A 23,752-nucleotide genomic window follows, 5' to 3' on the forward strand; every position below is an offset into this window, starting at 1 on the left:
ACGGGGAATTTGCCAAGTCACTACTTGAACGAGCCCGAATGGGCAGCCTGATAATGATGAGGAGCACCCGAGATGCCGACCAAGAAGACGCCGGATCCCAAGCACAGTGAGGTTGCCGGGGTCGATACACCCGACAAGGCCAACACCAACGCCAAGCTGCAGAGCCTGGGCGATGTTCGCAGCGATGCCACCGGCCAGGCGCTGCGCACCAACCAGGGCGTGAAGATTTCCGACAACCAGAACACCCTCAAGGCCGGCGCGCGCGGCCCCTCGCTGCTTGAAGATTTCATCATGCGCGAGAAGATCACCCATTTCGACCACGAGCGCATCCCGGAGCGTATCGTCCACGCCCGCGGCACCGGCGCCCATGGCTACTTCCAGAGCTATGGCGACCACAGCGCGCTGACCAAGGCCGGCTTCCTCTGCGACCCGGAGAAGATCACCCCGGTGTTCACACGTTTCTCCACGGTGCAGGGCCCACGCGGCTCGGGCGATACCGTGCGCGATGTGCGCGGTTTTGCCGTGAAGTTCTATACCGACGAAGGCAATTTCGACCTGGTCGGCAACAACATGCCGGTGTTCTTCATCCAGGATGCGATCAAGTTCCCCGACTTCGTTCACGCGGTGAAGCCTGAGCCGCACAACGAGATGCCTACCGGCGGCTCGGCGCACGACACGTTCTGGGATTTCGTTTCGCTGGTGCCAGAGTCTGCGCACATGGTGGTCTGGGCCATGTCGGACCGGGCCATTCCGCGCAGCCTGCGCATGATGGAAGGCTTTGGCGTGCACACCTTCCGTCTGATCAATACCGAGGGTAAGGCGAGCTTCGTCAAGTTCCACTGGAAGCCGAGCAACGGTGTGAACTCCGTGCTGTGGGACGAGGCGCAGAAGCTGGCGGGCAAGGACACCGACTACCACCGCCGCGACCTGCGCGAAGCGATCGAAACCGGTGACTACCCCGAGTGGGAACTGGGCGTGCAGATCGTTGCAGAAGAAGACGAGCACAATTTCGACTTCGACCTGCTCGACCCGACCAAGCTCATCCCCGAAGAACTGGTGCCGGTCACCCCGCTGGGCAAGATGGTGCTCAACCGCAACCCTGACAACTTCTTCGCCGAAGTCGAGCAGGTCGCGTTCTGCCCAGGTCATATCGTGCCGGGCATCGACTTCACCAATGACCCGCTGCTGCAGGGCCGACTGTTCTCGTACACCGACACCCAGCTCAGCCGTCTCGGTGGACCGAACTTCCACGAGATTCCGATCAACCGTCCGGTAGCGCCGAACCACAACAACCAGCGCGATGCCATTCACCGTCAGACCATCCACAAGGGCCAGGCTTCTTACGAGCCGAACTCCATTGACGGTGGCTGGCCGAAAGAAACTGCGCCGGGCCCTAAAGACGGTGGTTTCGAGACGTATTACGAGCGCGTCGATGCGCACAAGGTGCGTGAACGCAGCGAGTCGTTCTCCGATCACTTCTCCCAGGCGCGCCTGTTCTACAAGAGCATGAGCCCGAACGAGCAGCAGCACATCGTCAAGGCGTACAGCTTCGAGTTGGGCAAGGTCGAGCGCGAGCACATCCGTGCGCGCCAGGTGAATGAGATCCTCGCCAACATCGACCTGGACCTGGCTGCGGCAGTGGCTGCCAACCTGGGCCTGCCGGCGCCGAAAAAAGGCACCGTCGAGGTCAAGGAATCGAGCACCAAGACCTCGCCTGCCCTGAGCCAGATGAACCTGCCAGGCACCGTGGGCATCAAGGGCCGCAAGATCGCCCTGCTGGTCGCTGACGGGGTGGATGGCGCCAGTGTCGATCGTCTGACCAAGGCGTTTGAAGCGCAGAGCGCCCGCGTGCTGCTGCTCGGCCCATCCAGCGCCCCGGTGAAAACCGCCGACGGCAAGGAATTGAAGGTCGATGCGTCGATGGAAGGCATGCCGTCGGTGATGATCGATGGTCTGTGGGTGCCGGCCGGCAAGGCGGCCCTGGACGCACTGGGCAAAAGCGGCCTGGCCAAACACTACCTGCTCGAGGCGTACAAGCACCTCAAGCCGATGGGCCTGGCGGCTGAGGGCAAGGCATTGCTGAGCACGTTGGGCCTGCAGGAAGACAAAGGCCTGTTGCTGGGCGACGATCAGAAGGCAGTCGATGCCTTCGTGGCCGTGCTCAAGGAGCACCGCGTGTGGGACCGCGAGGCGGCAGCCGAAGCGATTCCGGCCTGACCTTGCGCTGCGACAGGCCCGGTCTCTATCGGGCCTGTCGCAGCCCAGGCCACCCAAACAAAACGGGGCAAACCGATTGCGGTTTGCCCCGTTTTGTTTGGGTGGGGTTTCAGGGCTTGGCTGGAATCAGCACGGCCTGTGCGCTGAGCATGCGCTGGATTTCGTGGCGCTGCGTGAGGTTGAAGTCAGGGTCGATGCTGTGCACGCGCTTTTTCAAGAGGGTTTTGAGCCACGGCGCGTCTTGCTTGCGCGGCACCTGGAACACCACCTCGCAGTTGTAATTGATCGCGTCGGTGGCGATGTCATCGAGCTGGCGCCGCATGGCGGCGATGTCGGTGGTGTGCAGGGCAATTACCGTGCTCGGCGCAGTGGGGTCGATGACCCGCGCCTTGGGCTTGGCTTCGGCGGCCTGCAGGGCGGCTTCTGCGCGGGCGAGTTCGGCCTTGCGCGCCTGGGCCACGGAGTCGCCGCCGATCACGGCCGGGGCCTGCGGCATCAGCGCGCGGGCCCGCGCCAGTGCGGTGGCGGCGGCATTGACGTCGCCTTTTTGCAACACGATCTGGCTGCGTTGCAGGTAGGCCTCGGCGAGCTGGCGCTGGTAGTGCTCCAGGCGTGCGTCATCCGGCGAGCCGGTTTGCAGCGCGCTGAGCTGGTCTTCTGCGGTGGCCAGCTCATGGCTGGCGATGGTTCGCTGCAGCTGCTCCCAGGCGTCGGGCTGGGCGGCCACGGGCGGTGCTTCGACCGGCTTGCTGGTACAGGCGCCCAGCAACAGCGAAAAGGCAGCAAGGAGTAGATAACGGGTGGCGAACGGCTTCATTCCTGCGACTCTCTAATTGCGCAAAAAGCGAGCAAGTCTACACCCAGGTGCGCACGCTCGAAAACAGGTCTTACAGACCCTTTACCGGGGAAAAGGTTGCAGGGTGTGCTGGTTCACACCCTGGCGCTTCAGCGTTTTGGCAGGGCCAGGCTCAGCAAGAATAGCACCGCCGCGCAGACCACGATCGATGGCCCGGCGGGCGTGTCCTTGAACCACGACATCGCCAGGCCCGCGCACACTGCCGTGATCCCCAGGAGGCTGGCGGCCACTGCCATCTGCTCGGGAGAACGGGCGTGACGCTGCGCCGCCGCTGCCGGGATGATCAGCAAGGAGGTGATCAGCAGTACCCCGACGATCTTCATCGCCACGGCAATCACCACGGCAATCAGCAGCATCAGTGCCAGGCGCAACCCGGCCACGGGCAAGCCTTCGACCGTGGCCAGCTCTTCGTGCACGGTGACCGCCAGCAGCGGGCGCCAGAGCACCGCAAGCAGCACCAGCACCAGCGCGCTGCCACCCAGAATCCAACCCAGGTCGGTGGGGCTGATGGCCAGCAGGTCGCCGAACAGGTAGCCCATCAGGTCGATGCGCACATCGTGCATGAAGCTCAGCACCACCAGGCCGAGCGACAAGGTGCTCGGTGCCAGAATGCCCAGCAGGGTGTCGGAGGCCAGTGGCTGGCGCTGTTGCAGGGTCACCAGCAGGATCGCCAGCAGCAGGCAGCCGATGGTCACCGCCAGGGTCGGGCTGACATCCAGGGCAAAGCCCAGCGCCACCCCGAGCAAGGCTGCATGCGACAACGTGTCGCCGAAATAGGCCATGCGCCGCCACACCACGAACGATCCGAGCGGCCCGGCCACCACCGCCAGGGCCAGGCCTGCAAGCAGGGCATACAGAAGAAAATCAGCCATGCTTGCAGTGTGCTCCGTGGACATGGGGGGCGGGGGTGACGACCGCGCCATGCAGGTCATGGCTGTGGTCGTGATGGTGGTGGTAGATCGCCAGGTTCGACGCCGTTTGGCCGAACAGCTCGACGAAGGCTGGATCGCCGCTGACCTGCTCCGGGTGGCCCGAGCAGCACACGTGGCGGTTCAGGCACACCACCTGGTCGGTGGCGCTCATCACCAGGTGCAGGTCGTGGGAGACCATCAACACACCGCAGCCATAGCGGTCACGCAGGCGCGTGATCAGGCGGTAGAGCTCGGACTGGCCAACCACGTCCACGCCCTGTACCGGCTCATCCAGCACCAGCAGTTGCGGCTTGCGCAGCAAGGCCCGGGCCAGCAGCACGCGCTGCATTTCCCCACCCGAGACGGTCTGAACCGGGCTGTCGATGACGTGTTCGGCGCCGACTTCCTGCAATGCCGACAGCGCCGTGGCGCGGTCCACGCCTGGTACCAGACGCAGAAAGCGCAGCACCGACAGCGGCAAGGTAGGGTCGACCTGGATTTTCTGCGGCATGTAGCCGATGCGCAGGCGTGGCTTGCGCCAGACCGTGCCACGGTGCGGCTTGAGCAGGCCCAGCACGGCGCGGACCAGGGTGGTCTTACCCGCGCCATTGGGGCCGATCAATGTAACGATCTGCCCGGGCGCGACGGCCAGGTCGATGTGCTCGAGCACCGTTTCACCGGCAAAGCTGACGCCGACCTGTTCCAGGCGGATCAGGGCATCGCTCATGCCGCACTCCGGCAGTGGCCACACAGGCCGACCACTTCCACGGTCTGGGTTTCGACGGTAAAGCCCACCTCGGCTGCGCTGCCGACGATGGCCTCGCTGATGCTCGCCTGCTCCAGCTCCAGGGCCACATGGCACACCCGGCAGATCAGGAACTGGCCTTGGTGGGCGTGCTCCGGATGGGTGCAGCCGATGAAGGCATTGAGCGAGGCGATGCGGTGGACCAGGCCGTTGTCCAACAGAAAATCCAGGGCGCGGTAGACCGTGGGCGGCGCCGCGCGGCGGCCGTCCTGTTCGCTCAGCACGGCGAGGATGTCGTAGGCACCCAGCGGCTTGTGGCTCTGCCACACCAGCTCCAGCACGCGCCGACGCAGGGCGGTCAGGCGCAGACCCTGGCGGGCGCAGAGGACATCGGCTTCGCTCAGCGCACTGTGCACGCAGCGGGAGTGATCGTGGGGGCGATGGGCCAGCGGTGTGATGGACATGGGCAGCGACGGTTCTGGATGGAGACGTTATTATGTTACCTCTTCTGTTCAGTCGAGTATTCACCATGGCCCGATTCCTGGCTTTTTTTGTCGCTTTCATTACTTTCTCGGCCCAGGCCGAGGTGCGCGTGCTGACCAGCATCAAGCCTTTGCAGCAGATCGCTGCGGCGATTCAGGACGGCGTTGGCAGCCCCGATGTACTGCTGCCACCCGGCGCTTCGCCGCATCACTACGCGCTTCGCCCGTCCGACGTGCGCCGGGTCGCCGATGCCGACCTGTTCTACTGGATCGGCCCGGACCTGGAAAACTTCCTGCCGCGGGTGATCGGCTCGCGCAGCAAGCCGACGGTGGCAGTGATGACGCTCAAGAACATGCACCTGCGTCATTTCGGTGAAGACAGCCAGGGCCACGATGATCACGACGGTCATCAAGCCCAAGAAACTTCCAGCGCCGACGAGCATGATCACGACCACCGCCCCGGCAGCCTGGACGCGCACCTGTGGCTGTCCACGGCCAACGCCCGCGTGATCGCGAGAAAGATGGCTTCTGACCTGGGCCATGCGGACCCGGCCAACGTTGCGCGCTACCATGCCAACACGCTGGCCTTCCTCGAGCGCCTCGACGCTTTGGATGGGCGCATCAAGACCCGCGTGGCGGGCGTTGCCGACAAACCCTTCTTCGTCTTCCACGAAGCGTTCGACTATTTCGAGGCGGCCTATGGCCTGAAACACACCGGCGTGTTCAGCGTGGCCTCGGAAGTGCAGCCCGGCGCCCAGCATGTGGCGGCCATGCGCGAGCGTCTGCAAACGGTCGGCAAGACGTGCGTGTTCAGCGAGCCGCCGATGCGTCCGCGCCTGGCCGAAACCCTGACTGCCGGGCTGCCGGTGCGCCTGGCCGAGCTGGATGCGCTGGGCGGCACCGACCCGGTGGACGGCAAGGGCTATGAGCGTCTGCTGGAAAAACTGGGCAACGACCTGGCGGGCTGCCTCGAACAACTCTGAGCGCGACCCGCCAGGTCCAGGCGCGACCAGCCGGGCGACGCGCGCGCCCGGCCGACGCCTCACAAAGCGAAGGGCAGCGTCAACGTGACTTGCTGACGCTGCGCCAGGCGCACCTCGAACTCGCGTGGGTCGTGAATCATCACATCCATGCCGGCAAAGGACTTGGCGGCGATCAGGCGAGACAACCAGAAACGCACGCAGGCCACACGCAACATCACCGGCCATAGTTCGGCTTCGCCTGCGCTGAACGGCCGCAGCGCTGCGTAGGCACCGAGCAGTGCGCGGGCCCGGGGCAGGTCGAGGGCGCCATCGGCGCTGCTGCACCAGTCGTTCAAGGTGATGGCGATGTCGTACAGCATCGGCCCGGAGCAGGCGTTGTAGAAGTCGATCACACCGGTCAGGTGGGTGCCTTCGAACATCACGTTGTCACGGAACAGGTCGGCATGCAGGTTGGCCTGCGGCAAGGCCATGATCTTCGGCTGATGGGCCTTGATCTCCTCGAGGGCGGCATTGAGCAGTTGCTGTTGCGCGCTGTCCAGGCCCGCGGACAGTTCCACGCCAGACGCCAGCATCCAGTCCAGCCCACGGTCGGTGCGCCGCACGATGATGCGCTCGCGCGTGGCCAGGTGGATGTGCGCCAGCAGCTCGCCGACCTGGGCGCAGTGCTGGTTGTTCGGGGTGTGGATGTGCTTGCCGTTGAGCCGCGGCTGTAGCAGCGCCGGCTTGCCGCACAGCTCGCGCAGGGCATTGCCGTCCGTGTCGCGCAGGGCGAATGGCACGGGCATGTCGGCCTCGTGCAGCACATCGAGCAACTCGATGAAGAACGGCATGTCTTCGCTGGGGCCGCGCTCGATCAGCGTCAGCACGAACTCACCCTGCTCCAGGCTCACGAAGAAATTGCTGTTCTCGGTACCGGCGGCGATGCCTTGGAAATCCAGCAGACGGCCCAGTCGATAAGGCGCCAGAAAGGTTTCCAGCTCAGGCCGGGTCACGGGGGTGAAAACTGACATGATGAAAAACTGCCCATGCGGGCGCTGCCTGACTGGCAGCGCCGGTTGATGTGAACGGTACGGCTCAGATTACCACTCGAAGATTTTCCAAGAGGGAATCAGCATGTCCGGCTGGTCGGAGCGAATGAAGTTGCCGTCGGAGCCGTCTGCGCGTACCAGGAAATAAGGTTTGCCGTGTTTGGGCGTGACTTTGATCGCATACAGGAAGCCGTTCTGCCGGTATTCCTGAATGGTGCGCTCGCCTTCCGTGCGAATGGTCACTTCGGGATCGGCCGAAGGGGCGTCGTCCGCCGCCAGGGTGACGATCGGCGTGGTTGCCAGGAGGCCGAGCAGTAACAGGCGATTGAATGTCCGCATGATAACCTTGTCCCTTTATCGTCAATGATTCTGGCTATTCTAGCGCCGGACCCGCCGAAAAGGTTGATTGCCCTCATGAGCCTAGCGCCCCTCGTCCTGGTGGACGGTTCCTCTTATCTGTACCGCGCGTTCCATGCGCTGCCACCACTGACCACCAGCAAGGGGATGCCCACCGGTGCGGTCAAGGGTGTGCTGAACATGCTCAAGAGCCTGCGCCGTCAGTACCCCGACAGCCTCTTTGCGGTGGTTTTCGACGCCAAGGGCGGCACGTTCCGCGACGCGCTGTTCGCCGAGTACAAGGCCAACCGCCCGAGCATGCCCGATGACCTGCGCGTGCAGGTCGAGCCGTTGCACGCCAGCGTGCGTGCCATGGGCTACCCGCTGCTGTGCATCGAAGGCGTCGAGGCCGACGATGTGATCGGTACCCTGGCCCGCAGCAGCGCGGCGCAGAACCGTCCGGTGATCATCTCCACCGGCGACAAGGACATGGCGCAGCTGGTCGACGGCCACATCACCCTGGTCAACACCATGACCGGCAGCGTGCTCGACATCGCTGGCGTGCATGAAAAATTCGGCGTCGGCCCAGAGCACATCATCGACTTCCTGGCGCTGATGGGCGACAAGGTCGACAACATTCCCGGCGTGCCGGGCGTGGGCGAAAAGACCGCCGTGGGCCTGCTGACCGGCATCGGCGGCGGCCTGAGCGATGTCTACGCCAACCTCGACAAGGTCGCCGGCCTGTCGATTCGCGGCGCCAAGACCCTGGCCAGCAAGCTGGAGGAGCACCGCGAGGCGGCGTTCATGTCGTACGAGCTGGCCACCATCAAGATCGACGTGCCGCTGGACATCGAGGTAGAGGCGCTGGTCTGCGCCGAGCCAGACCGCGAAAGCCTGATCGCGCTCTATACCGAAATGGAGTTCAAGAGCTGGATTGCCGATGTGCAGCGCGAGGCGGTCAAGGTCGGCGACACGGTGGCTCCGGCCAAGGCGCCGGTGGAAAAGGTCGAAGCCCGGTACGAGGTCATTCTCGATCAGGCCCGCTTCGACCACTGGCTGGCGCGCCTGAACAAGGCTGCGCTGTTCGCCTTCGACACCGAAACCACCGGCCTCGATGCGCAACAGGCGCAATTGGTCGGTCTGTCCTTCGCCATCGAACCGCATGAAGCCGCCTACGTGCCGCTGATGCACGACTACGAAGGCGCCCCGGCGCAGCTCGACCGCGACACCGTGCTGCTGGCGCTCAAACCGCTGCTGGAAAACCCTGCCAAGGGCAAGGTGGCGCAGAACGGCAAGTACGACATCAATATCCTGGCCAACTGCGCCATCGGCGGTGATCCGGCCAATGGCATCGACATGCGCGGTGTGGCGTATGACACGCTGCTCGAATCCTACGTGTTGAATTCCACCGCCACCCGCCACGACATGGACAGCCTGGCCCAGCGTTACCTGGAGCACACCACGGTCACCTTCGAGGACATCGCCGGCAAAGGCGCCAAGCAGCTCACGTTCAACCAGATCCCGTTGGAGAAGGCCGGCCCCTACGCCGCCGAAGACGCCGACATCACCTTGCGCCTGCACCATGCGCTGCAAGCGCTGCTGGCGCAAACGCCCAGCGTGCAGCCGGTGCTGATGGACATCGAAATGCCGCTGGTGCCGGTGCTGGCCAAGATCGAGCGCCAGGGCGCGCTGATCGACTGCGACTTGCTGGGGGTGCAAAGCCTTGAGCTGGGGAACAAGCTGGCCGATCTGGAGAAAGAGGCCTGGGCCTTGGCCGGTGAAGAATTCAACCTCGGTTCGCCCAAGCAACTGGGCATGATTCTCTACGACAAGCTGGGCATGCCAGTCCTGAGCAAAACCTCCAAGGGGCAGGCCTCGACGGCCGAGGCCGTCCTGGATGAGTTGGCGCAGATGCAATACCCGCTGCCCAAAGTGCTGATGCAGTACCGCACGCTGAGCAAGCTCAAAGGCACCTATACCGATAAGTTGCCGCTGCAGGTCAACCCGCGCACCCAGCGCATTCACACCTCCTATCACCAGGCGGTGACCGCCACAGGGCGGCTGTCGTCGAGCGATCCGAACCTGCAGAACATCCCGATCCGCACCGCCGAAGGCCGCCGTATCCGCCAGGCGTTCATCGCCAGCCCCGGCTATAAACTGGTGGCCGCCGACTACTCGCAGATCGAGCTGCGCATCATGGCCCACCTGGCCCAGGACGAAGGCCTGCTGCATGCTTTCCGCAATGACCTGGACGTGCACCGTGCCACCGCGGCCGAGGTCTTCGGTGTGGAGCTGGAGGCGGTCAGCAACGACCAGCGGCGCAGCGCCAAGGCGATCAACTTCGGCCTGATCTACGGCATGAGTGCGTTTGGCCTGGCGCGGCAGATCGGTGTCGACCGCAAGCAGTCGCAGGATTACATCGACCGCTACTTCGCCCGCTACCCCGGTGTGCTGGCCTACATGGAGCGCACCCGCACCCAAGCGGCCGAGCAGGGCTTCGTCGAGACGATCTTCGGCCGCCGGCTGTACCTGCCGGACATCAATGCGAAGAACCCGGCGTTGCGCCGCGGTGCCGAACGCACCGCGATCAACGCCCCGATGCAGGGCACGGCGGCAGACATCATCAAGCGCGCGATGGTGACCGTGGATGCCTGGCTGACGGAAAGCCAGCTCGATGCGCGGGTCATCCTGCAGGTGCACGATGAACTGGTGCTGGAAGTCCGCGAGGATCTGGTCGAGCAGGTGGCCGAGCAGATTCGCCTACACATGAGCGCGGCGGCGCAGCTGGATGTGCCGCTGCTGGTCGAAGTGGGGATCGGCGCGAACTGGGATGAGGCGCACTAGGCCGTGACCCAGGGGTCGGGCCTGCGGCAACCTGCCGTGGGCTCGGTGCTAGCGCTTTGATGGCCTTTTTGCGCACGGCATGAAACTGATGAATTGTTGCCTGGGCTCAGGAACTAAAAGGGTGAACCCGGACTCAGAGGTACTGAATGGCTGGTGAAGCCGTTCATGCTCCTATGTTGTGTTAAGTGTTGGCAGATATCTGGATCCCGCCCCTAGCGGTCCGGACTTGGACCCCGAACTTCCCCCTCCCCATACGAAGTCCGGGGTTTTTTTTGCCTGCGATTTGGCGACAGATGCGCTGTGAGCCGGCGCGAAGCCCTTGAAGGTCGGCGTTTCTAGCGAATGGCTTGCGCCGTCAAGGCCCGCGGTAGCGGGCCTGATGCGTCAGCGTTGCGGGCCGGTCATTCGACCGCTTTGTCTTCCAGCGCCATCCACCCGGCGAGTACGCCGTACGCTTCTTCCAGCCCCTGGCGCTTGGGCGCGGAGAACAGCTGGATGGTGACGCCTTCGCCCCAGCCCTTGCGAATCTCCGCCTGCACCTTGAGCAGGGTGTTCTTGGCCGCTCCGAAGGTGAGCTTGTCGGCTTTGGTCAGCAGGATGTGCATGGACATGCCGCTGGCGCGCGCCCAGTCGAGCATCATCTTGTCGAAGTCAGTCATGGGATGGCGCACGTCCATCATCAGAATCACGCCACGCAGGCATTCGCGCCCGCCCAGGTACGCTTCGAGGTGGCGCTGCCAGTGCTGCTTCAGCGGAATCGGCACTTTTGCGTAGCCATAGCCCGGCAGGTCGACCAGGCGCCGTTCCTCATCCAGGCTGAAGAAGTTGAGCAATTGCGTGCGGCCCGGCGTTTTCGAGGTGCGCGCCAGGCTGGCGTGGGTCAGGGTGTTGAGGGCGCTGGATTTGCCGGCGTTGGAACGGCCAGCGAAGGCCACCTCGTAACCCCGGTCTTCGGGACATTGATCGACCTTGGCGGCGCTAAGGGCGAAGGTGGCTTTCTGGCAGAGGCCGAGGATGGGGTTCTTGACTTGCATGGGATATCCGATGTGGGTGTTGCCGAGGCCAGGCATGCGGCCCCTGCGGCAAGCGGTGTCGTTTCCGTTTGGATGGCGGAAGTATATAATGCCCCAGTTTTTGTGTGCGCATTATCCCAGCGTAGGACGATGTGCACGGGGAGCCGAACAACAGCTGGCGCATTAGAACGCAGCCGGTCCCCAACCCTGAAAGCTTATCGCGCACGATGAAATGGCGACGGGTCGCCAGTCTGCGCATACCGTGTTCAGGCGCTCAGGCTACACAGGGTCCCGAGGCGTTGTACAACCGCATGTGTGCGGTGTGTCACGCCGGGCACTGCCACAGGCACCGAAAACAGGTGACCAGGCTGCCTGGGATTCCCGACTGGCGCAGGGTATGCAGGTACTGGTGGCGCAGGTCACCCAGGGTTTCAAGGCTATGCCGCCGCGTGGATTGTGCACGGACTGCAGTACCGAGGACTACCGGTTGGTCATCCTCTGAACGATCGGCAGTCCCGATACATAACATTTCACTCTTAGCCGTGTTGGATTAGCTGATGAACAAACTATTCGTGAGTCTGCTGTTGACCTTGGGCGTCGCCGGTGTGGCCAGTGCTGCACAACCGATCAAGGGCGATGCTGCCGCAGGCCAGGCCAAGACGGCCGTCTGCGGTGCCTGCCACAACCCCGATGGAAACAGCCTGGCGCCCACCTTCCCCAAGTTGGCCGGTCAGGGCGAGCGCTACCTGGAAAAGCAGTTGCACGACATCAAGACCGGCAAGCGCACCGTGCTGGAAATGACGGGCATGCTGGAAGGCTTGAACGACCAGGACCTGGCCGACATTGCCGCCTATTTCGCCAGCCAGAAAGGCTCGGTCGGCGCGGCCGACCCCACGCTCGTCGAGCGAGGCCGCGCGCTGTTCAATGGCGGTGATCTGGACAAAGGCATGCCCGCCTGTACCGGCTGCCACTCGCCCAATGGTGCGGGCCTTGAGCTGGCAGGCTTCCCCCACCTGAGCGGCCAGCACGCACAATACGTGGGCAAGCAGCTCACCGACTTCCGCGAAGGCAACCGCACCAACGACGGCGACGCCATGACCATGCGCACGATTGCCGCCAAGCTCAGCAACAAAGACATCGAAGCCGTTTCGAGCTACATCCAGGGTCTGCATTAACGTTCGGTTAATGCGCGGCAGCGAGCATCGGCAGGTCACCGCAGGAACGGGGGAATCCGTACCCGCGGTGGCCCCCATGCCCTTTTTTGGTTCCACTGCCGTTACACTACAGAACTCGCCCCCCTCCGACCTGTCACAGCACGGTCGGTCTCAAGGCGACCCTTGACTGCCCAGGAGTGAAGCATGCGTAAACTGATTCTCAGCGCCACGCTGGTTGCCGCCAGCGTATTCGGTATGACCAGCGTCCAGGCTGCAGAGCCTGCCCAAGCGGGTCAGCAGTACATCGAGCTGAGCAACCCCGTTGCCGTTTCCCAACCTGGCAAGATCGAAGTCGTCGAGTTGTTCTGGTACGGCTGCCCGCACTGCTACCACTTCGAGCCGACCCTCAATCCCTGGATCGAGAAACTGCCGGCTGACGTCAACTTCAAGCGCGTGCCGGCCATGTTCGGCGGCCCTTGGGATGCCCACGGCCAGATGTTCCTGACCCTCGAAGCGATGGGTGTGGAGCAGAAGGTCCATGCGGCCGTGTTCGATGCCATCCAGAATCAGCGCAAACACCTGACCAAGCCCGATGAAATGGCCGAGTTCCTGGCCACCCAGGGCGTCGACAAAGACAAGTTCCTGGCCACCTTCAACTCGTTCGCCATCAAGGGCCAGGTCAACCAGGCCAAGGAACTGGCGAAGAAGTATGAAATCACCGGCGTGCCGAGCATGGTCGTCGATGGCAAGTACCGCTTCGACCTGGGCACCGCCGGCGGCCCGGAACAGGTGCTGAACGTGGCCGATCAACTGATCGCCAAAGAGCGCGCCGCCAAGACCCAAGCCGCCCAGTAGGTGGCGACGCCATGCGCCGCCTGAGCCCCCTGCGCAACGTTGGCCTGCACCAGCCGCAGGTCAACGAGCATCATCTGCAGGCCCCTGGCCTGCCGGATGATGGCCGCCTGCGCTTGCTCAGTTTCAACATTCAGGTGGGCATCAGCACCGAACGCTACCACCATTACCTGACCCGAAGCTGGCAGCACTTGCTGCCGCACACGGGGCGTGCGGGCAACTTGCAGAAGATCGGCCAGCTACTGGCCGACTTCGACCTGGTGGCCCTGCAGGAAGTAGACGGCGGCAGCCTGCGTTCCGGCTATGTGAATCAGGTCGAGCATCTGGCCCAGCTCGGCGCCTTTCCGTACTGGTACCAGCAGCTCAACCGCAACCTGGGCCGTTTCGCCCAGCACAGCAACGGCGTGCTCAGCCGGCTCAAGCCGCAACAGCTGGAAGACCATCCCCTGCCCGGCCCGTCCGGGCGCGGGGCGATTCTGGTGCGTTTCGGTGAAGGCGAAAACGCCCTCATCGTGGTGATGATGCACCTCGCCCTGGGCGCCAAGACCCGCACCCGCCAGTTGGCCTATATCCGCGAGCTGATCGGCGGCTATCGGCATCAGGTACTGATGGGCGACATGAATACCCACGCCTCGGACCTGCTCGAACACTCGCCATTACGCGACCTGGGCCTGGTCGCCCCGCAAATCGAGGCCACCTTTCCCAGCTGGCGCCCGCAGCGCTGCCTTGATCACATTCTGCTCAGCCCATCGCTCACCCTGGAGCGTGTCCAGGTGCTTGCACAGCCGATCTCCGACCACCTCCCGGTGGCCGTCGAGATTCGTTTGCCTGACGCCCTGACTGTGGCTAACCTGCCGGTTCTGAGCTAGCGGCCTGATCACCTCTTCCCCCCTTGCAGGCCGCCTCCCGCCATCACCCCTCCCTAGTGGAACCTGGGCATGACAGACGACGCCGAGCGTTGGAAAGAAAAGTACCTCAAGAGCCTTGAGCAGCAGGAAAAACTCGAGCGCCGCTGGGATGCGCGTCTCGACTTGCTGCGCCGTGGCCTGGTGCGTAGTTCGCTGGCCGCCGAGGGCAGTGACAAGGCGGTCGATGAATGCATGAAGGAGATGCGTGAGGTGATTCGCGGGGACAGCATGGATGCGGGCCTGGCGGCCCTTATCCCGCGTCTGGAAAGGGCTGTACTCGATTCAGAGCATCGCCGGGAAACGCGCATGAATCAGGTGCGTGAGGCGCTTACCTCCCTGGTGCAGCAGTTGCAGAGCCTGCCGTTGCCCAGCGAGCAGGGTCGTGCCTTGAAGAAGCTGGCCAAGAAGCTCGACGGCGGCGTCAGCCAGTCCCGCGAGTTGCCGCCGTTGCTCGGTGAGCTGAGCGGCCTGCAGGGGCGTGCCCTGGCGGCGTTGCAAAATCCCGCGCACGACGCGCGGCCCGGCCTGTTCCAGCGCTTGTTCGGTACGCGCGAGGCAGAGCCATCGGCGGTAGCCGACGATTCTGCGCCGTTCACAGGGCAGGCTGGGGGCGAGCCGGTTGTGGCCGAGGCTGCGGCTCAACCCGCTGCAGCCCCCAGCGCCGAGGCATCCGCGCCGGCGCCAGGCGACGCACCTGCGCCGGCAGCGGCCCCCGCCGCGTCGGCTGGGTCGATGATGCCTCCAGCGCCTGCGGCGTCTAAAGGTCCAGCGCCTGCGGCTGATTCGACCGCCAATGCGGCGCCCGATGCAACAGCGGCCCTTGCAAGGCCTGCCGCGCCTGACGTTCGGACGCCCCCTGAAGCGCCTGCAGCCGTCGATGCGCCCAGCGCACCGAGCGCACTCCCGGCGCAGGCTGCGCCAGTGCCCCCTGCTGAGGGCGATACCCCGACGCCCCTTGCAGTCTCTGCAGCGCCTGATGCTCCAGCGACCGTTGAACCGCCCGAGCCATCCCCGGCGGCATCCCACCCGGCGCCCGCGACGTCGCCCGCCTTGGCAACACCGGCCCTGGATGCAAGCCCTGGCCACGAAGCGGCCGATGAGCGCGGTGCCCACGCAGACCCTGTGCAGCGCCCATCCTCCAGCCCGACAGCGCTTCAAACCCCAGTCACGCAGCCCATCGACAACGCATTCGCCGATCCTGCACCGCCCCAGCTGCACGCCGAATCGGCGCCAGGATCAGAGCCCACACACGCAGCGCAGCTCGGTGCCGAGCAGCCGCCCCCGCTCCCTCCGCTGACCGATACCTACGCCAGCGAAGACGGCCCCTACGCCCTGCCCCACGCGGTCGAGCCGCCGTACAGCCAGGTCGCCGCGCACATCGAACACACCCTGCTCGGCCTGCTCGACGACCTTACCCTGCCCGAGCGTTACAAGGATCAGGCCCTGGGCATGCGCGAGCGCGTGGCACGGGGGCTGAACTGGTACGAACTGATCCCCATCCTCGATGACCTCGCCGTGCTGATGCTGGCCATCAATGACAGCGGCCAGCACGCGTTCGAGGCCTACCTGCAAGCGCTCAACGAACGCCTGGAGGCATTTCACAGCCACCTGCGCGATGCCAGCGCCGGGCATGCCGATAACCAGGTCGCGGCGCGTCAGCTCGACAGCCAGTTGCGCGAGCACGTCGCCGGCCTGCAGCACAGCGTGCAAGGCGCCCACGACCTGGACAGTCTCAAGCAGGTGCTCGACAGCCGCCTTGAGGGCCTGATCGGTACGCTCGATGAGCACCAGCAGGCACGCGATCGTCGCGAGCAAGCGCTTGCAGACCGCTTGCAAGGCCTGACCGCGCGTGTGGCGGGCATGGAGCAGGAAGCCCTGGGCTTTCGCGAACACCTCGAAGAGCAGCGCCAGAAAGCGTTGATCGATCCGCTTACCGGCCTGCCCAATCGCGCCGCCTGGGCCGAGCGTGTGGCGCAGGAGCTGCACGCCTGGCAGGCCCAGGGCGGTCATTTGTCGATGGCCATCTTCGACCTCGACCATTTCAAGCGCATCAATGACGGCTACGGTCATCTGGCCGGCGACAAAGTGCTCAAGCTGGTCGCCAACGTGCTGCGCAAGCGCCTGCGGGGTCGCGATTTCATGGCCCGCTTTGGTGGTGAAGAGTTCGTTCTGCTGATGCCGCAGACCGCACCCGCTGCCGCGGCGCAGCATGTGGAAAGCCTGCGCGCTGCGGTGCAGGCATGCCCCTTCCACTTCAAGGGCGAGCCCGTCACCATCACCACCTCGATCGGCCTCAGCGCTTTCCGCTCAGGAGAAGCCAGCGAGGTGGTGCTGGACCGCGCCGACAAGGCCCTCTACCGCGCCAAGGGCCAAGGGCGCAATCGCATCGAACAAGGTTGAGTGACGGCGGGGTCCGTACGTTATGCTAGGCGCCACTGATTTCGACAGACCCCCTCTCGCCATGAAAGCTCTCTTTACCGCTGTTCTAGCACTGCTGCTGGTTGGTTGCTCCAGCGGCCTGCGCATCGACCGTGACCACGTTTCGGCCAACCAGGATGGACGCATCCAGTTCGTCGTCCTGCATTACACCAACGCCTCGCTCGAACGCTCGCTGGCCCTGCTGACCCATGGCGAGGTGAGCAGCCATTACCTGATCGGCGATGGTCCGGCCACGGTCTACCAGTTGGTCGACGAAAGCCGCCGCGCCTGGCATGCCGGTGACAGCCAGTGGGATGGCCGCACTTGGCTCAACTCCACCTCCATCGGCATCGAGATCGTCAATCCAGGCTTTACCGACACGCCGCAGGGCCGCGTCTGGCACCCCTATAGCGAAGCGCAGATCCAGTCGCTGATCGCGCTGCTCAAGGACATCGTCAAGCGCAACGCCATCCAGCCGCGCTACATCGTGGGCCACAGCGACATTGCCCCCCTGCGCAAGCAGGACCCAGGCCCGCTGTTCCCGTGGAAGCGCCTGGCCGACGCGGGCTTGGGCCTCTGGCCCGATGCCAGTGCCGTGGCCCAGCAGCAAGCTTGGTTCAACACCAATCCGCCATCGATCAGCTGGTATCAGCAGCAGCTGACCCGTTTCGGCTACGCTGTCTCGCAGACCGGCGAGCTGGACGAAGCCACCCGTCATGTGATCGCAGCCTTCCAGATGCGCTTCCGCCCCCAGCGCTTCGACGGCCAGCCGGACGCCCAGACGGCGGCGATGCTGCAGGTGCTCAACCGGATGCGTTGAGTGGTTTGATTGGCCCGGCTGCGACACGGTCCTGTGAGCGGCTAGTGCCGCGATGGGCGGCAGCGCCGCCCTACCACAAGCGCCGCCCGCTAACTGCGTGTTGCCTGAGATTCACACGGCCCTGCAGGAACGGCCGGTCCGGCGCTCTGGTCAGCCGCGCTGGGCGGCGCAGTCTTGAAACCGTCGTGGCCCACAACAGAACGCGCGTTACCACTGGCACGGCCCCTTGCTTCGCCCATCGCAGTCCAAGCCGACTGTGCTAGGCCCCCTGCAAAAGGTTCATGAAGGCCGCCCAACGGCCAGGCTGAAACGGTTCCCAGTTGCTATACCTTGGTGACTCAACCGGATGCCGCACATGCCCGTCCCCCCTGTTTCGTTGCGCCAGATGATCCTTCGTCCCTGGCTATTGGCTGCGCTCGCAGCCCTGGCCAGTGCTGCGCTATTGCTGGCGGCCAGCGTCGGCCTCAACCTGCAGCAGACCCGGCAGAGTGAAAGTGCCCACATGAATGCTCAGGGCGAGCGCTTTCTCGAACGCCTCGAACAGGTGTTCGGCGAGTTGCGGCAGGGCGTCGATACCCTGCAGGCGCAACCGCTGCGCAGGTGTGATGGGGCCATGAAGGCTCTTCTGCAAGAGGTCGGGCTAGGGTCGCGTTTCATCTATGAGGCCGCGTATGTCGACGCTCAGGTGGCGTGCTCCAACCGTGGCGGCGAGCGCGTCGTCGAGCCGCAGCGGGTGGCAGACATTCAGGGCCCCACCTACAGCTACTGGCTCAATACCAGCACCGAACCCAACGACAACCTCGCGGCCCTGATGCTTGGCCGCGGCCGTTTTCTGGTCTCGACTTCACGGGGTCACCTGACCGATGTAGTCGATCTGCCCGCCGGCGGCAGCCTGCTGGTGGTGCTCGACCACGGCAAGCGGGCGATTCCCGTGCTCGGCCCACCGCAGCCCTGGCCGCCCGCTCAGCCGTGGCCTCCGGCCTCGCACAAACCGCTGGTGGAACTGGATGACCGCCTGATATACCGCATGGCCACTCGCTCGTCTGATTACCAGTGGGTACTGATCGCGCCGCGCACCCGCCTGCCGCTCACGCTCGATGGGCCGCTGTGGCTGCTGTTCCCAGGCAGCGTAGCGCTGGCCTGCTTCATCGGTTGGCTGGTACTGCAGCTGATCCAGCAGCGCCGCTCCATGAGCGCCGAGCTGCAGAGCGCCCTGCGCCGCGGTGAGCTGCAGGTGCTGTATCAGCCGATTTTCGAACTGGCCAGCCGGCGCTGCGTGGGCGCCGAGGCCTTGGTGCGCTGGCGCCGTCACGATGGCAGCCTGACCAGCCCCGAGTTGTTCATCCCTCTGGCGGAAAACACCGGGCAGATTCGCCAGATCACCGATTTCGTGCTGCAACGCGTCCTTGAACAGCTGGGGCCGCTGCTGCGCGGTAATCGCCAGCTGTACATTTCGGTCAACCTGGCGGCCTGCGACGTCATGGCCCCACGCATTGGCCGCGTGGCGGCGCGCCTGCTGGCCCGGCACCGGGTCTCGGCCACGCAGATCGCCTTTGAAGTCACCGAGCGCGGCTTGATCGATGTGGTGGTGGCGCGGGAGAACCTGCAGGCCCTGCGCGCTTCTGGGCATCAGGTGCTGATCGATGATTTCGGCACCGGCTATTGCAGCCTGTCCTATCTGCAGACCCTGCCTGTGGACTGCCTGAAGATCGACAAGGCCTTCATCGACGCGCTCGGCCATGACGCCGCCAGCAGCGGCGTGGCCCCACACATCATCCGCATGGCTCATTCGCTGCATTTGCGGGTGATTGCCGAAGGCATCGAGTGTGAAGACCAGGCGGTGCTATTGACCAGCGAAGGGGTGAACTACGGGCAAGGCTGGCTGTTCGCCCATCCGCTCAGCGCCCGCCAGTTCATCGGCCTGATTGCTCGCGGGCGGCGGATGGGCCAGCAGCGCCTGGACGACGAACCCTGAAGGCCCGTCGCAGGCATCGACTCAGACTGGCAAGGCCATGTAGAACTGCGTGCCCTGCCCAGGCCGGGAGAACACGCCCATACGGCCGCCATGCAGTTGCACGATTTCCTTGCACAGCGCCAGGCCCAGACCAGCCCCGCCTTTCTTGCGACCCACCTGTACGAACGGTTCGAAGATCCGTCCTTGCTGACCGTAGGCAATGCCCTCGCCGCTGTCTTCCACGCTGACGATCACCCGCTCGGCATGCCGCCGTGCATGCAGGCGAATGCGCCCACCGCTGGGGGTGTGCCGAATGGCGTTGTGCAGCAGGTTGTCCAGCACCCGGTCCAGCTGGCTGACATCCGCCTGGATGCGCGGCAGCGGCAACTCCATCTCGACCACCAGCTCGATCTGTTTCTCGCGCGCCGAGGCCTCGAAGCGCTGGTTGGCCCGCGCCAGCAACGCCTCGATATCGCATGGCGCCACGTCGAGTTTCTGCAGGCCGCTCTGGTAGCGCGAGAAATTCAGCAGGTCATTGATCAACTGGGTCAGGCGCTGCATCTCTTCGCCGATGGTGTCCAGCAGATCGTACTCGCGCGTGTCAGCCGGGAATTTGATGCGCTCGCGGAACAGACCGAAGGCCATGTGCATGCCGGTGATCGGGGTGCGCAGCTCGTGGGACGCGCGCAACACGAACTCACTGCGCACTCGTTCGAAGGCCCGCTGTTCAGTGACATCGCGCAGCACCATCACCGCACCGAGAATCGGCCCCTGCGGGTGGCTGACCGGGGTCAGGCTGTAGCTGAGCAGGCGGGTGTCTTCGTCGATCTCGAAGCTGAGGTCGTCGGGCGGCCGGTCCAGGTTGCCGCCGCGCAGCACTTGGCGCAGTTGCTGTTCCAGCTCGGGCCGTTGCAGCGCCTGTTCAAGTGGCATGCCGACACGGCTGCTGTCCCAGCCCAGCTGGCGTTGGGCGACCGGGTTGAGGTGTGCCAGGCAGCCTTGTGGGTCGATGATCAGCAAGCCGTCGTCGATGCTGTCGAGCACCGCCTGCAGGCGCTGCTGCCCGGCCATCACCTCATCGATATTGGTGGCCTGATGCTTGCGCAGGGCATCGGCCATCAGGCCGAAACGGCGGGTCAGCTGGTTCAGCTCGCTGGCCTGGGCCACGGGCAGGGTCACGTTGAAGTCGCCGCGTCCAACCTGATCCGCCGCGCGTGCCAACGCTTCTATCGGCAAGCCGAACCGGCGGGCAATGCTGTGTGCGGTAATGAAGCCCAGTATCAGCACGACCAGCCCGATCAGCCCCAGAATGCCGCTGACCAGAAACGCTTGGTCGTGGTTGCGTTCCTCATTGCGGTTGATCTGCTCCAGAGCGCGAGTGCTCGAAGTAATCAGACTGCGCCGCACCTGATCGAACGCGATGCCCAGCGGCTGCTCCAGGCCCATCTGACGAGCTGGCGAGGCGCTTTCCCGATAGGCCTGCAAGAAGCTCAGGTAGCTACTGCTGACCTGGTCCAAACCGGTGACTTCGCCGCCTCCCTGCAAGCCCTGATCGAGCAGCGCCTGGAACTGAACTTGCAGGTCAGTGAGGCTTTCACGATTGGGGCTCTCATCAAGAATCTGCGTCAGTTGCTCACCCAGGTTCTGACGCAGCTTCACGCCGAGCTCCAGCACATGGCTGGTGTCCTTGAGCAGACCCTGCTGCATCGAGGCCATCTGCATCACGCTCACCAGGCCCAGCAGCAGGCCCAGCAAGGCCACGGTGATCAGCGCCGAAATACTCAGGAACAGCCGCGTACGCAGCTTCATGGACCACTTCACAGGTTGTACTGCTTGCGCTTGCGGTACAGCGTCGAGGCATCGATGCCCAGGGTCTTGGCGGCCTGATCCAGGGTGTCGCTGGTGGCCAGTACCGCCCCGATGTGCGCCCGCTCCAGCTCATCGAGGCTCAACGCCGCGCCAACACGCGGCGCGTTACCGGTCGGTTGCTCGCCCATGCCCAGGTGGCTGATCTCGACACGCTCCTGCGGGCAGATGATGCTTGCGCGCTCGATCACGTTGCGCAGCTCGCGAATGTTGCCGGGCCAGCGGTAGTTGAGCAGCGCCGCACGGGCTTCATCGGAGAAGCCACGTGCCGGGCGCGAGTAGTCCTTGACGAAACGCGCCAGGAAACGCTCGGCCAGGGTCAGGATGTCTTCGCTGCGCTCGCGCAGGGGCGGCAAGTGCAAGGTGATGACGTTCAGGCGGTACAGCAAGTCTTCACGGAAACGGCCTTCACGCACCATTTCTTCAAGGTTGAGGTTGGTCGCCGCCAGGATGCGCACGTCGGCGCGGCGCGTGACCGGGTCACCGACCCGCTCGTATTCCTTGTCTTGAATGAAGCGCAGCAGCTTGGGTTGCAGGGTCAGCGGGAAATCGCCGATCTCGTCAAGGAACAGCGTGCCGCCATCGGCCTGATTGACCCGGCCCAAGGTGCTTTCGCTGGCGCCAGTGAACGCGCCGCGGCTGTGGCCGAACAGCTCGCTTTCCATCAGCTCGGCGGTCAGCGACGGGCAGTTGATGGTCACGCAAGACTTGCGCGCGCGCTTGCTCCAACCATGAATGGCCCGCGCCAGCTCACCTTTACCGGTGCCCGACTCGCCCAGGATCAGGATGTTGGCATCGGTGATGGCCACCTGCCGCGCCGTTTCCAGCACCACCATCATGGCCGGGCTGTGCGAGTCGAGCCCGTCTTTGGGCTTGCGCACCTCGCCTTCGAGCGCTTCCAGCCGCGCCGAAAGCTGGCGTACTTCCAGCTGTTTGGCGGTGGCCAGACGCAGTTGATCGGGGCTGCACGGTTTTACCAGGTAATCGGCGGCGCCTGCCTGGATGGCATCGACGGCAGTGTCGATGGCCGAGTGGGCCGTGACGATCACCACACGCATCCAAGGCGCTTGAATGCGCATCTGTGCCAACACATCCAGGCCGTTGTCTTCACCCAGGCGCAGGTCGAGGAAGCACAGGTCGAAGACCTGGCGTTGCAGCAGGGTCTCAGCCTGGGACGCGCTGTTGGCGGTCGCAACGCTGTAGCCCTCGTCTTCCAGGCAATAACGGAAGGTACGCAGGATCGCGGACTCGTCGTCCACCAGCAGAATGCGGCCTTGGTTGTCCGGGGCGGATTCCATATTTCCTACGCTCCTTTGGGAATAGTCAGACTTAGTGTCGGAAATATCGGGCAAGTTGCATGGTCTTTTCCTGATACATCCGAAGTTTGCAATGCTAGCCGGTTGCCTTCAGGTTAGCTAACTCGTTGAAACATTGAATTTTTCCAGTGAATTTCGCGCTGGCATGGCCGTTGCGAGATCCACAGATTGTTTAAACGCTTTACCCATGACAGGAGATTTCCATGAAGCGCGCCCCTTCCCTCGCCGTATTTGCCCTCAGCGTCATGGCCAGCGCCTGCGCGTGTGCCGACCCCGTTCAAGACGCGCGGATCGAGGGCAGCGTGCAGACTGCACTCTCGCTCAACCGGGTACTCAACCCGTTCAGCATCCGGGTTGAGGTGCAAGGCGAGCAGGCACGGCTGAGCGGTGAGGTGGAGAACGAGGTGGAGCGCAGCTTGGCCGAACGCGTGGCAATGGCCACCAAAGGTATTGGCAAGGTCGATAACCAGCTGAAGGTCAACGCCGAGCTGGTCGAGCATCCGCTGGAGGCCCGCGCCTACGCCCAGCGCCTGGACGATGCGACGCTGGCTGCCATGGTCCGCGCACGTCTGGTGTGGAGCCGGGTCACGGAAAAATCACCGATCGAGGTGCAAAGCCGCGAAGGTGTCGTCACGCTGCGCGGCCGGGTCGACACAGCTGAAGCCAAAGAGCTGGCGGGGGTCATTGCGCGTACCACCGACGGCGTGCACCTGGCCAATAACCTGGTGAGCCTCGATAGCGCCGCCATGGCCCAAGCGCGCAACCAGCCAGTGGATGCGCCGTCCGGGCCGCAACCCAGTGATGCCTGGGTGATCGACAAGATTCAGAACAGCTACCGCTTCAGCCGCAACCTGGATGGCGCGACCATCCGCGTGGTCAGTGAAGAAGGCATGGTGCGGCTGTCAGGGGATGTCGTCAGCCAGGAGCTGAAGAAAGTGGCCGTCGAAATCGCGCGGCAAATCGTCGGCGTGCGGGGCGTAGACGCTGACATGCTGAAAGTGGCGACCAAGGTCGAGGGCTAGTTCTTGCAAATTGCACGACCGCAGAGG

The 23,752-nt window shown here is 64.3% G+C and carries 19 protein-coding genes and 1 pseudogene; 11 read left to right on the forward strand and 9 right to left on the reverse strand.

From position 1 onward, the window contains the following. The first annotated feature begins 72 nt into the window (after positions 1-72). Complete coding sequence (gene katE, locus SJI00_RS10625; protein WP_322461674.1) at positions 73-2,217, forward strand: catalase HPII; 2,145 nt, start codon at positions 73-75, stop codon at positions 2,215-2,217. A 109-nt stretch (positions 2,218-2,326) separates the two neighbouring features. Here the strand turns inward: katE and SJI00_RS10630 are convergent, their stop codons facing one another. The 4 genes from SJI00_RS10630 to zur form a co-directional block, all read right to left on the reverse strand. Next, positions 2,327-3,034 (reverse strand): PA5502 family lipoprotein, encoded by a 708-nt coding sequence (locus tag SJI00_RS10630; RefSeq protein WP_322461675.1) that lies wholly within the window; start codon positions 3,032-3,034, stop codon positions 2,327-2,329. 128 nt (positions 3,035-3,162) lie between these two features. Further along, positions 3,163-3,945, reverse strand: a complete 783-nt coding sequence (gene znuB / locus SJI00_RS10635) for a zinc ABC transporter permease subunit ZnuB (RefSeq protein ID WP_322461676.1) — start codon at positions 3,943-3,945, stop codon at positions 3,163-3,165. Further along, on the reverse strand, positions 3,938-4,711 hold the full coding sequence (gene znuC, locus SJI00_RS10640) for a zinc ABC transporter ATP-binding protein ZnuC (protein WP_322461677.1): 774 nt from the start codon (positions 4,709-4,711) through the stop codon (positions 3,938-3,940). The genes znuB and znuC overlap by 8 nt, the downstream gene beginning before the upstream one ends. Then, a complete protein-coding gene (zur, locus tag SJI00_RS10645; RefSeq protein WP_322461678.1) occupies positions 4,708-5,193 on the reverse strand; it encodes a zinc uptake transcriptional repressor Zur in 486 nt (161 codons plus the stop codon). The genes znuC and zur overlap by 4 nt, the downstream gene beginning before the upstream one ends. 65 nt (positions 5,194-5,258) lie before the next feature. Between zur and SJI00_RS10650 the strand changes: the two genes are divergently transcribed. Further along, positions 5,259-6,194: a zinc ABC transporter substrate-binding protein gene (locus SJI00_RS10650; protein WP_322461679.1), complete on the forward strand. Its 936-nt coding sequence runs from the start codon at positions 5,259-5,261 to the stop codon at positions 6,192-6,194. Positions 6,195-6,253: 59 nt separating this feature from the next. Here SJI00_RS10650 and SJI00_RS10655 read toward each other — a convergent pair whose 3' ends face one another. Further along, positions 6,254-7,204: a homoserine kinase gene (locus SJI00_RS10655; RefSeq protein WP_322461680.1), complete on the reverse strand. Its 951-nt coding sequence runs from the start codon at positions 7,202-7,204 to the stop codon at positions 6,254-6,256. 69 nt (positions 7,205-7,273) lie between these two features. Further along, on the reverse strand, positions 7,274-7,561 hold the full coding sequence (locus tag SJI00_RS10660; RefSeq protein ID WP_322461681.1) for a DUF2782 domain-containing protein: 288 nt from the start codon (positions 7,559-7,561) through the stop codon (positions 7,274-7,276). A gap of 75 nt (positions 7,562-7,636) precedes the next feature. Here SJI00_RS10660 and polA point away from each other — a divergent pair, with 75 nt between their 5' ends. Continuing rightward, positions 7,637-10,402, forward strand: coding sequence for a DNA polymerase I (gene polA, locus SJI00_RS10665; RefSeq protein ID WP_322461682.1), 2,766 nt, complete (start codon positions 7,637-7,639; stop codon positions 10,400-10,402). Positions 10,403-10,803: 401 nt separating this feature from the next. On the opposite strand, the gene yihA is transcribed toward polA, so the two are convergent. Beyond that, complete coding sequence (gene yihA, locus SJI00_RS10670; RefSeq protein WP_322461683.1) at positions 10,804-11,436, reverse strand: ribosome biogenesis GTP-binding protein YihA/YsxC; 633 nt, start codon at positions 11,434-11,436, stop codon at positions 10,804-10,806. Between the two features lie 206 nt (positions 11,437-11,642). Here yihA and SJI00_RS10675 point away from each other — a divergent pair. The 7 genes and pseudogenes from SJI00_RS10675 to SJI00_RS10705 all read left to right on the forward strand — a co-directional run bounded on the left by SJI00_RS10675 (position 11,643) and on the right by SJI00_RS10705 (position 19,542). After that, positions 11,643-11,917: pseudogene (locus SJI00_RS10675) on the forward strand (c-type cytochrome). A 55-nt stretch (positions 11,918-11,972) separates the two neighbouring features. After that, on the forward strand, positions 11,973-12,590 hold the full coding sequence (locus tag SJI00_RS10680; RefSeq protein ID WP_322461684.1) for a c-type cytochrome: 618 nt from the start codon (positions 11,973-11,975) through the stop codon (positions 12,588-12,590). A gap of 183 nt (positions 12,591-12,773) precedes the next feature. Continuing rightward, the gene (gene dsbA / locus SJI00_RS10685; protein WP_322461685.1) at positions 12,774-13,424 is read left to right on the forward strand and encodes a thiol:disulfide interchange protein DsbA; all 651 of its coding nucleotides are present in this window, start codon (positions 12,774-12,776) and stop codon (positions 13,422-13,424) included. Between the two features lie 11 nt (positions 13,425-13,435). Beyond that, positions 13,436-14,290 carry an endonuclease/exonuclease/phosphatase family protein gene (locus SJI00_RS10690; RefSeq protein ID WP_322461686.1) on the forward strand — a complete coding sequence of 285 codons (855 nt, stop codon included), beginning with the start codon at positions 13,436-13,438 and terminating at the stop codon, positions 14,288-14,290. A 69-nt stretch (positions 14,291-14,359) separates the two neighbouring features. Continuing rightward, positions 14,360-16,729, forward strand: a complete 2,370-nt coding sequence (locus SJI00_RS10695) for a GGDEF domain-containing protein (RefSeq protein ID WP_322461687.1) — start codon at positions 14,360-14,362, stop codon at positions 16,727-16,729. Positions 16,730-16,790: 61 nt separating this feature from the next. Beyond that, positions 16,791-17,567, forward strand: a complete 777-nt coding sequence (locus SJI00_RS10700) for an N-acetylmuramoyl-L-alanine amidase (RefSeq protein WP_322461688.1) — start codon at positions 16,791-16,793, stop codon at positions 17,565-17,567. Positions 17,568-17,922: 355 nt separating this feature from the next. Next, positions 17,923-19,542, forward strand: coding sequence for an EAL domain-containing protein (locus SJI00_RS10705; protein WP_322461689.1), 1,620 nt, complete (start codon positions 17,923-17,925; stop codon positions 19,540-19,542). 21 nt (positions 19,543-19,563) lie between these two features. Here the strand turns inward: SJI00_RS10705 and SJI00_RS10710 are convergent, their stop codons facing one another. Together SJI00_RS10710 and algB are read right to left on the reverse strand one after the other, a co-directional pair. Continuing rightward, positions 19,564-21,342 carry an ATP-binding protein gene (locus SJI00_RS10710; protein WP_322461690.1) on the reverse strand — a complete coding sequence of 593 codons (1,779 nt, stop codon included), beginning with the start codon at positions 21,340-21,342 and terminating at the stop codon, positions 19,564-19,566. Next, positions 21,339-22,685 carry a sigma-54-dependent response regulator transcription factor AlgB gene (gene algB / locus SJI00_RS10715; protein ID WP_322461691.1) on the reverse strand — a complete coding sequence of 449 codons (1,347 nt, stop codon included), beginning with the start codon at positions 22,683-22,685 and terminating at the stop codon, positions 21,339-21,341. Before algB ends, SJI00_RS10710 begins: the two co-directional genes overlap by 4 nt. Positions 22,686-22,906: 221 nt before the next feature. Here algB and SJI00_RS10720 point away from each other — a divergent pair, with 221 nt between their 5' ends. Next, entirely contained in the window at positions 22,907-23,725 is an 819-nt protein-coding gene (locus SJI00_RS10720) for a BON domain-containing protein (protein ID WP_416221021.1), read from the forward strand. Positions 23,726-23,752 lie beyond the last annotated feature (27 nt).

This window comes from Pseudomonas gebzensis, from assembly GCF_034427815.1.
Lineage (GTDB): Bacteria > Pseudomonadota > Gammaproteobacteria > Pseudomonadales > Pseudomonadaceae > Aquipseudomonas.

What these genes read in the sequence shown, in the direction of transcription:
- znuC (WP_322461677.1), bottom strand. Translation starts at nt 4,711, where the DNA reads ATGAGCGATGCCCTGATCCGCCTGGAACAGGTCGGCGTCAGCTTTGCC.
- yihA (WP_322461683.1), bottom strand. Translation starts at nt 11,436, where the DNA reads ATGCAAGTCAAGAACCCCATCCTCGGCCTCTGCCAGAAAGCCACCTTC.
- polA (WP_322461682.1), top strand. Translation starts at nt 7,637, where the DNA reads ATGAGCCTAGCGCCCCTCGTCCTGGTGGACGGTTCCTCTTATCTGTAC.
- dsbA (WP_322461685.1), top strand. Translation starts at nt 12,774, where the DNA reads ATGCGTAAACTGATTCTCAGCGCCACGCTGGTTGCCGCCAGCGTATTC.
- znuB (WP_322461676.1), bottom strand. Translation starts at nt 3,945, where the DNA reads ATGGCTGATTTTCTTCTGTATGCCCTGCTTGCAGGCCTGGCCCTGGCG.
- SJI00_RS10630 (WP_322461675.1), bottom strand. Translation starts at nt 3,034, where the DNA reads ATGAAGCCGTTCGCCACCCGTTATCTACTCCTTGCTGCCTTTTCGCTG.
- SJI00_RS10720 (WP_416221021.1), top strand. Translation starts at nt 22,907, where the DNA reads ATGAAGCGCGCCCCTTCCCTCGCCGTATTTGCCCTCAGCGTCATGGCC.
- katE (WP_322461674.1), top strand. Translation starts at nt 73, where the DNA reads ATGCCGACCAAGAAGACGCCGGATCCCAAGCACAGTGAGGTTGCCGGG.
- SJI00_RS10655 (WP_322461680.1), bottom strand. Translation starts at nt 7,204, where the DNA reads ATGTCAGTTTTCACCCCCGTGACCCGGCCTGAGCTGGAAACCTTTCTG.
- SJI00_RS10690 (WP_322461686.1), top strand. Translation starts at nt 13,436, where the DNA reads ATGCGCCGCCTGAGCCCCCTGCGCAACGTTGGCCTGCACCAGCCGCAG.
- algB (WP_322461691.1), bottom strand. Translation starts at nt 22,685, where the DNA reads ATGGAATCCGCCCCGGACAACCAAGGCCGCATTCTGCTGGTGGACGAC.
- SJI00_RS10660 (WP_322461681.1), bottom strand. Translation starts at nt 7,561, where the DNA reads ATGCGGACATTCAATCGCCTGTTACTGCTCGGCCTCCTGGCAACCACG.
- SJI00_RS10705 (WP_322461689.1), top strand. Translation starts at nt 17,923, where the DNA reads ATGCCCGTCCCCCCTGTTTCGTTGCGCCAGATGATCCTTCGTCCCTGG.
- zur (WP_322461678.1), bottom strand. Translation starts at nt 5,193, where the DNA reads ATGTCCATCACACCGCTGGCCCATCGCCCCCACGATCACTCCCGCTGC.
- SJI00_RS10700 (WP_322461688.1), top strand. Translation starts at nt 16,791, where the DNA reads ATGAAAGCTCTCTTTACCGCTGTTCTAGCACTGCTGCTGGTTGGTTGC.
- SJI00_RS10650 (WP_322461679.1), top strand. Translation starts at nt 5,259, where the DNA reads ATGGCCCGATTCCTGGCTTTTTTTGTCGCTTTCATTACTTTCTCGGCC.
- SJI00_RS10695 (WP_322461687.1), top strand. Translation starts at nt 14,360, where the DNA reads ATGACAGACGACGCCGAGCGTTGGAAAGAAAAGTACCTCAAGAGCCTT.
- SJI00_RS10680 (WP_322461684.1), top strand. Translation starts at nt 11,973, where the DNA reads ATGAACAAACTATTCGTGAGTCTGCTGTTGACCTTGGGCGTCGCCGGT.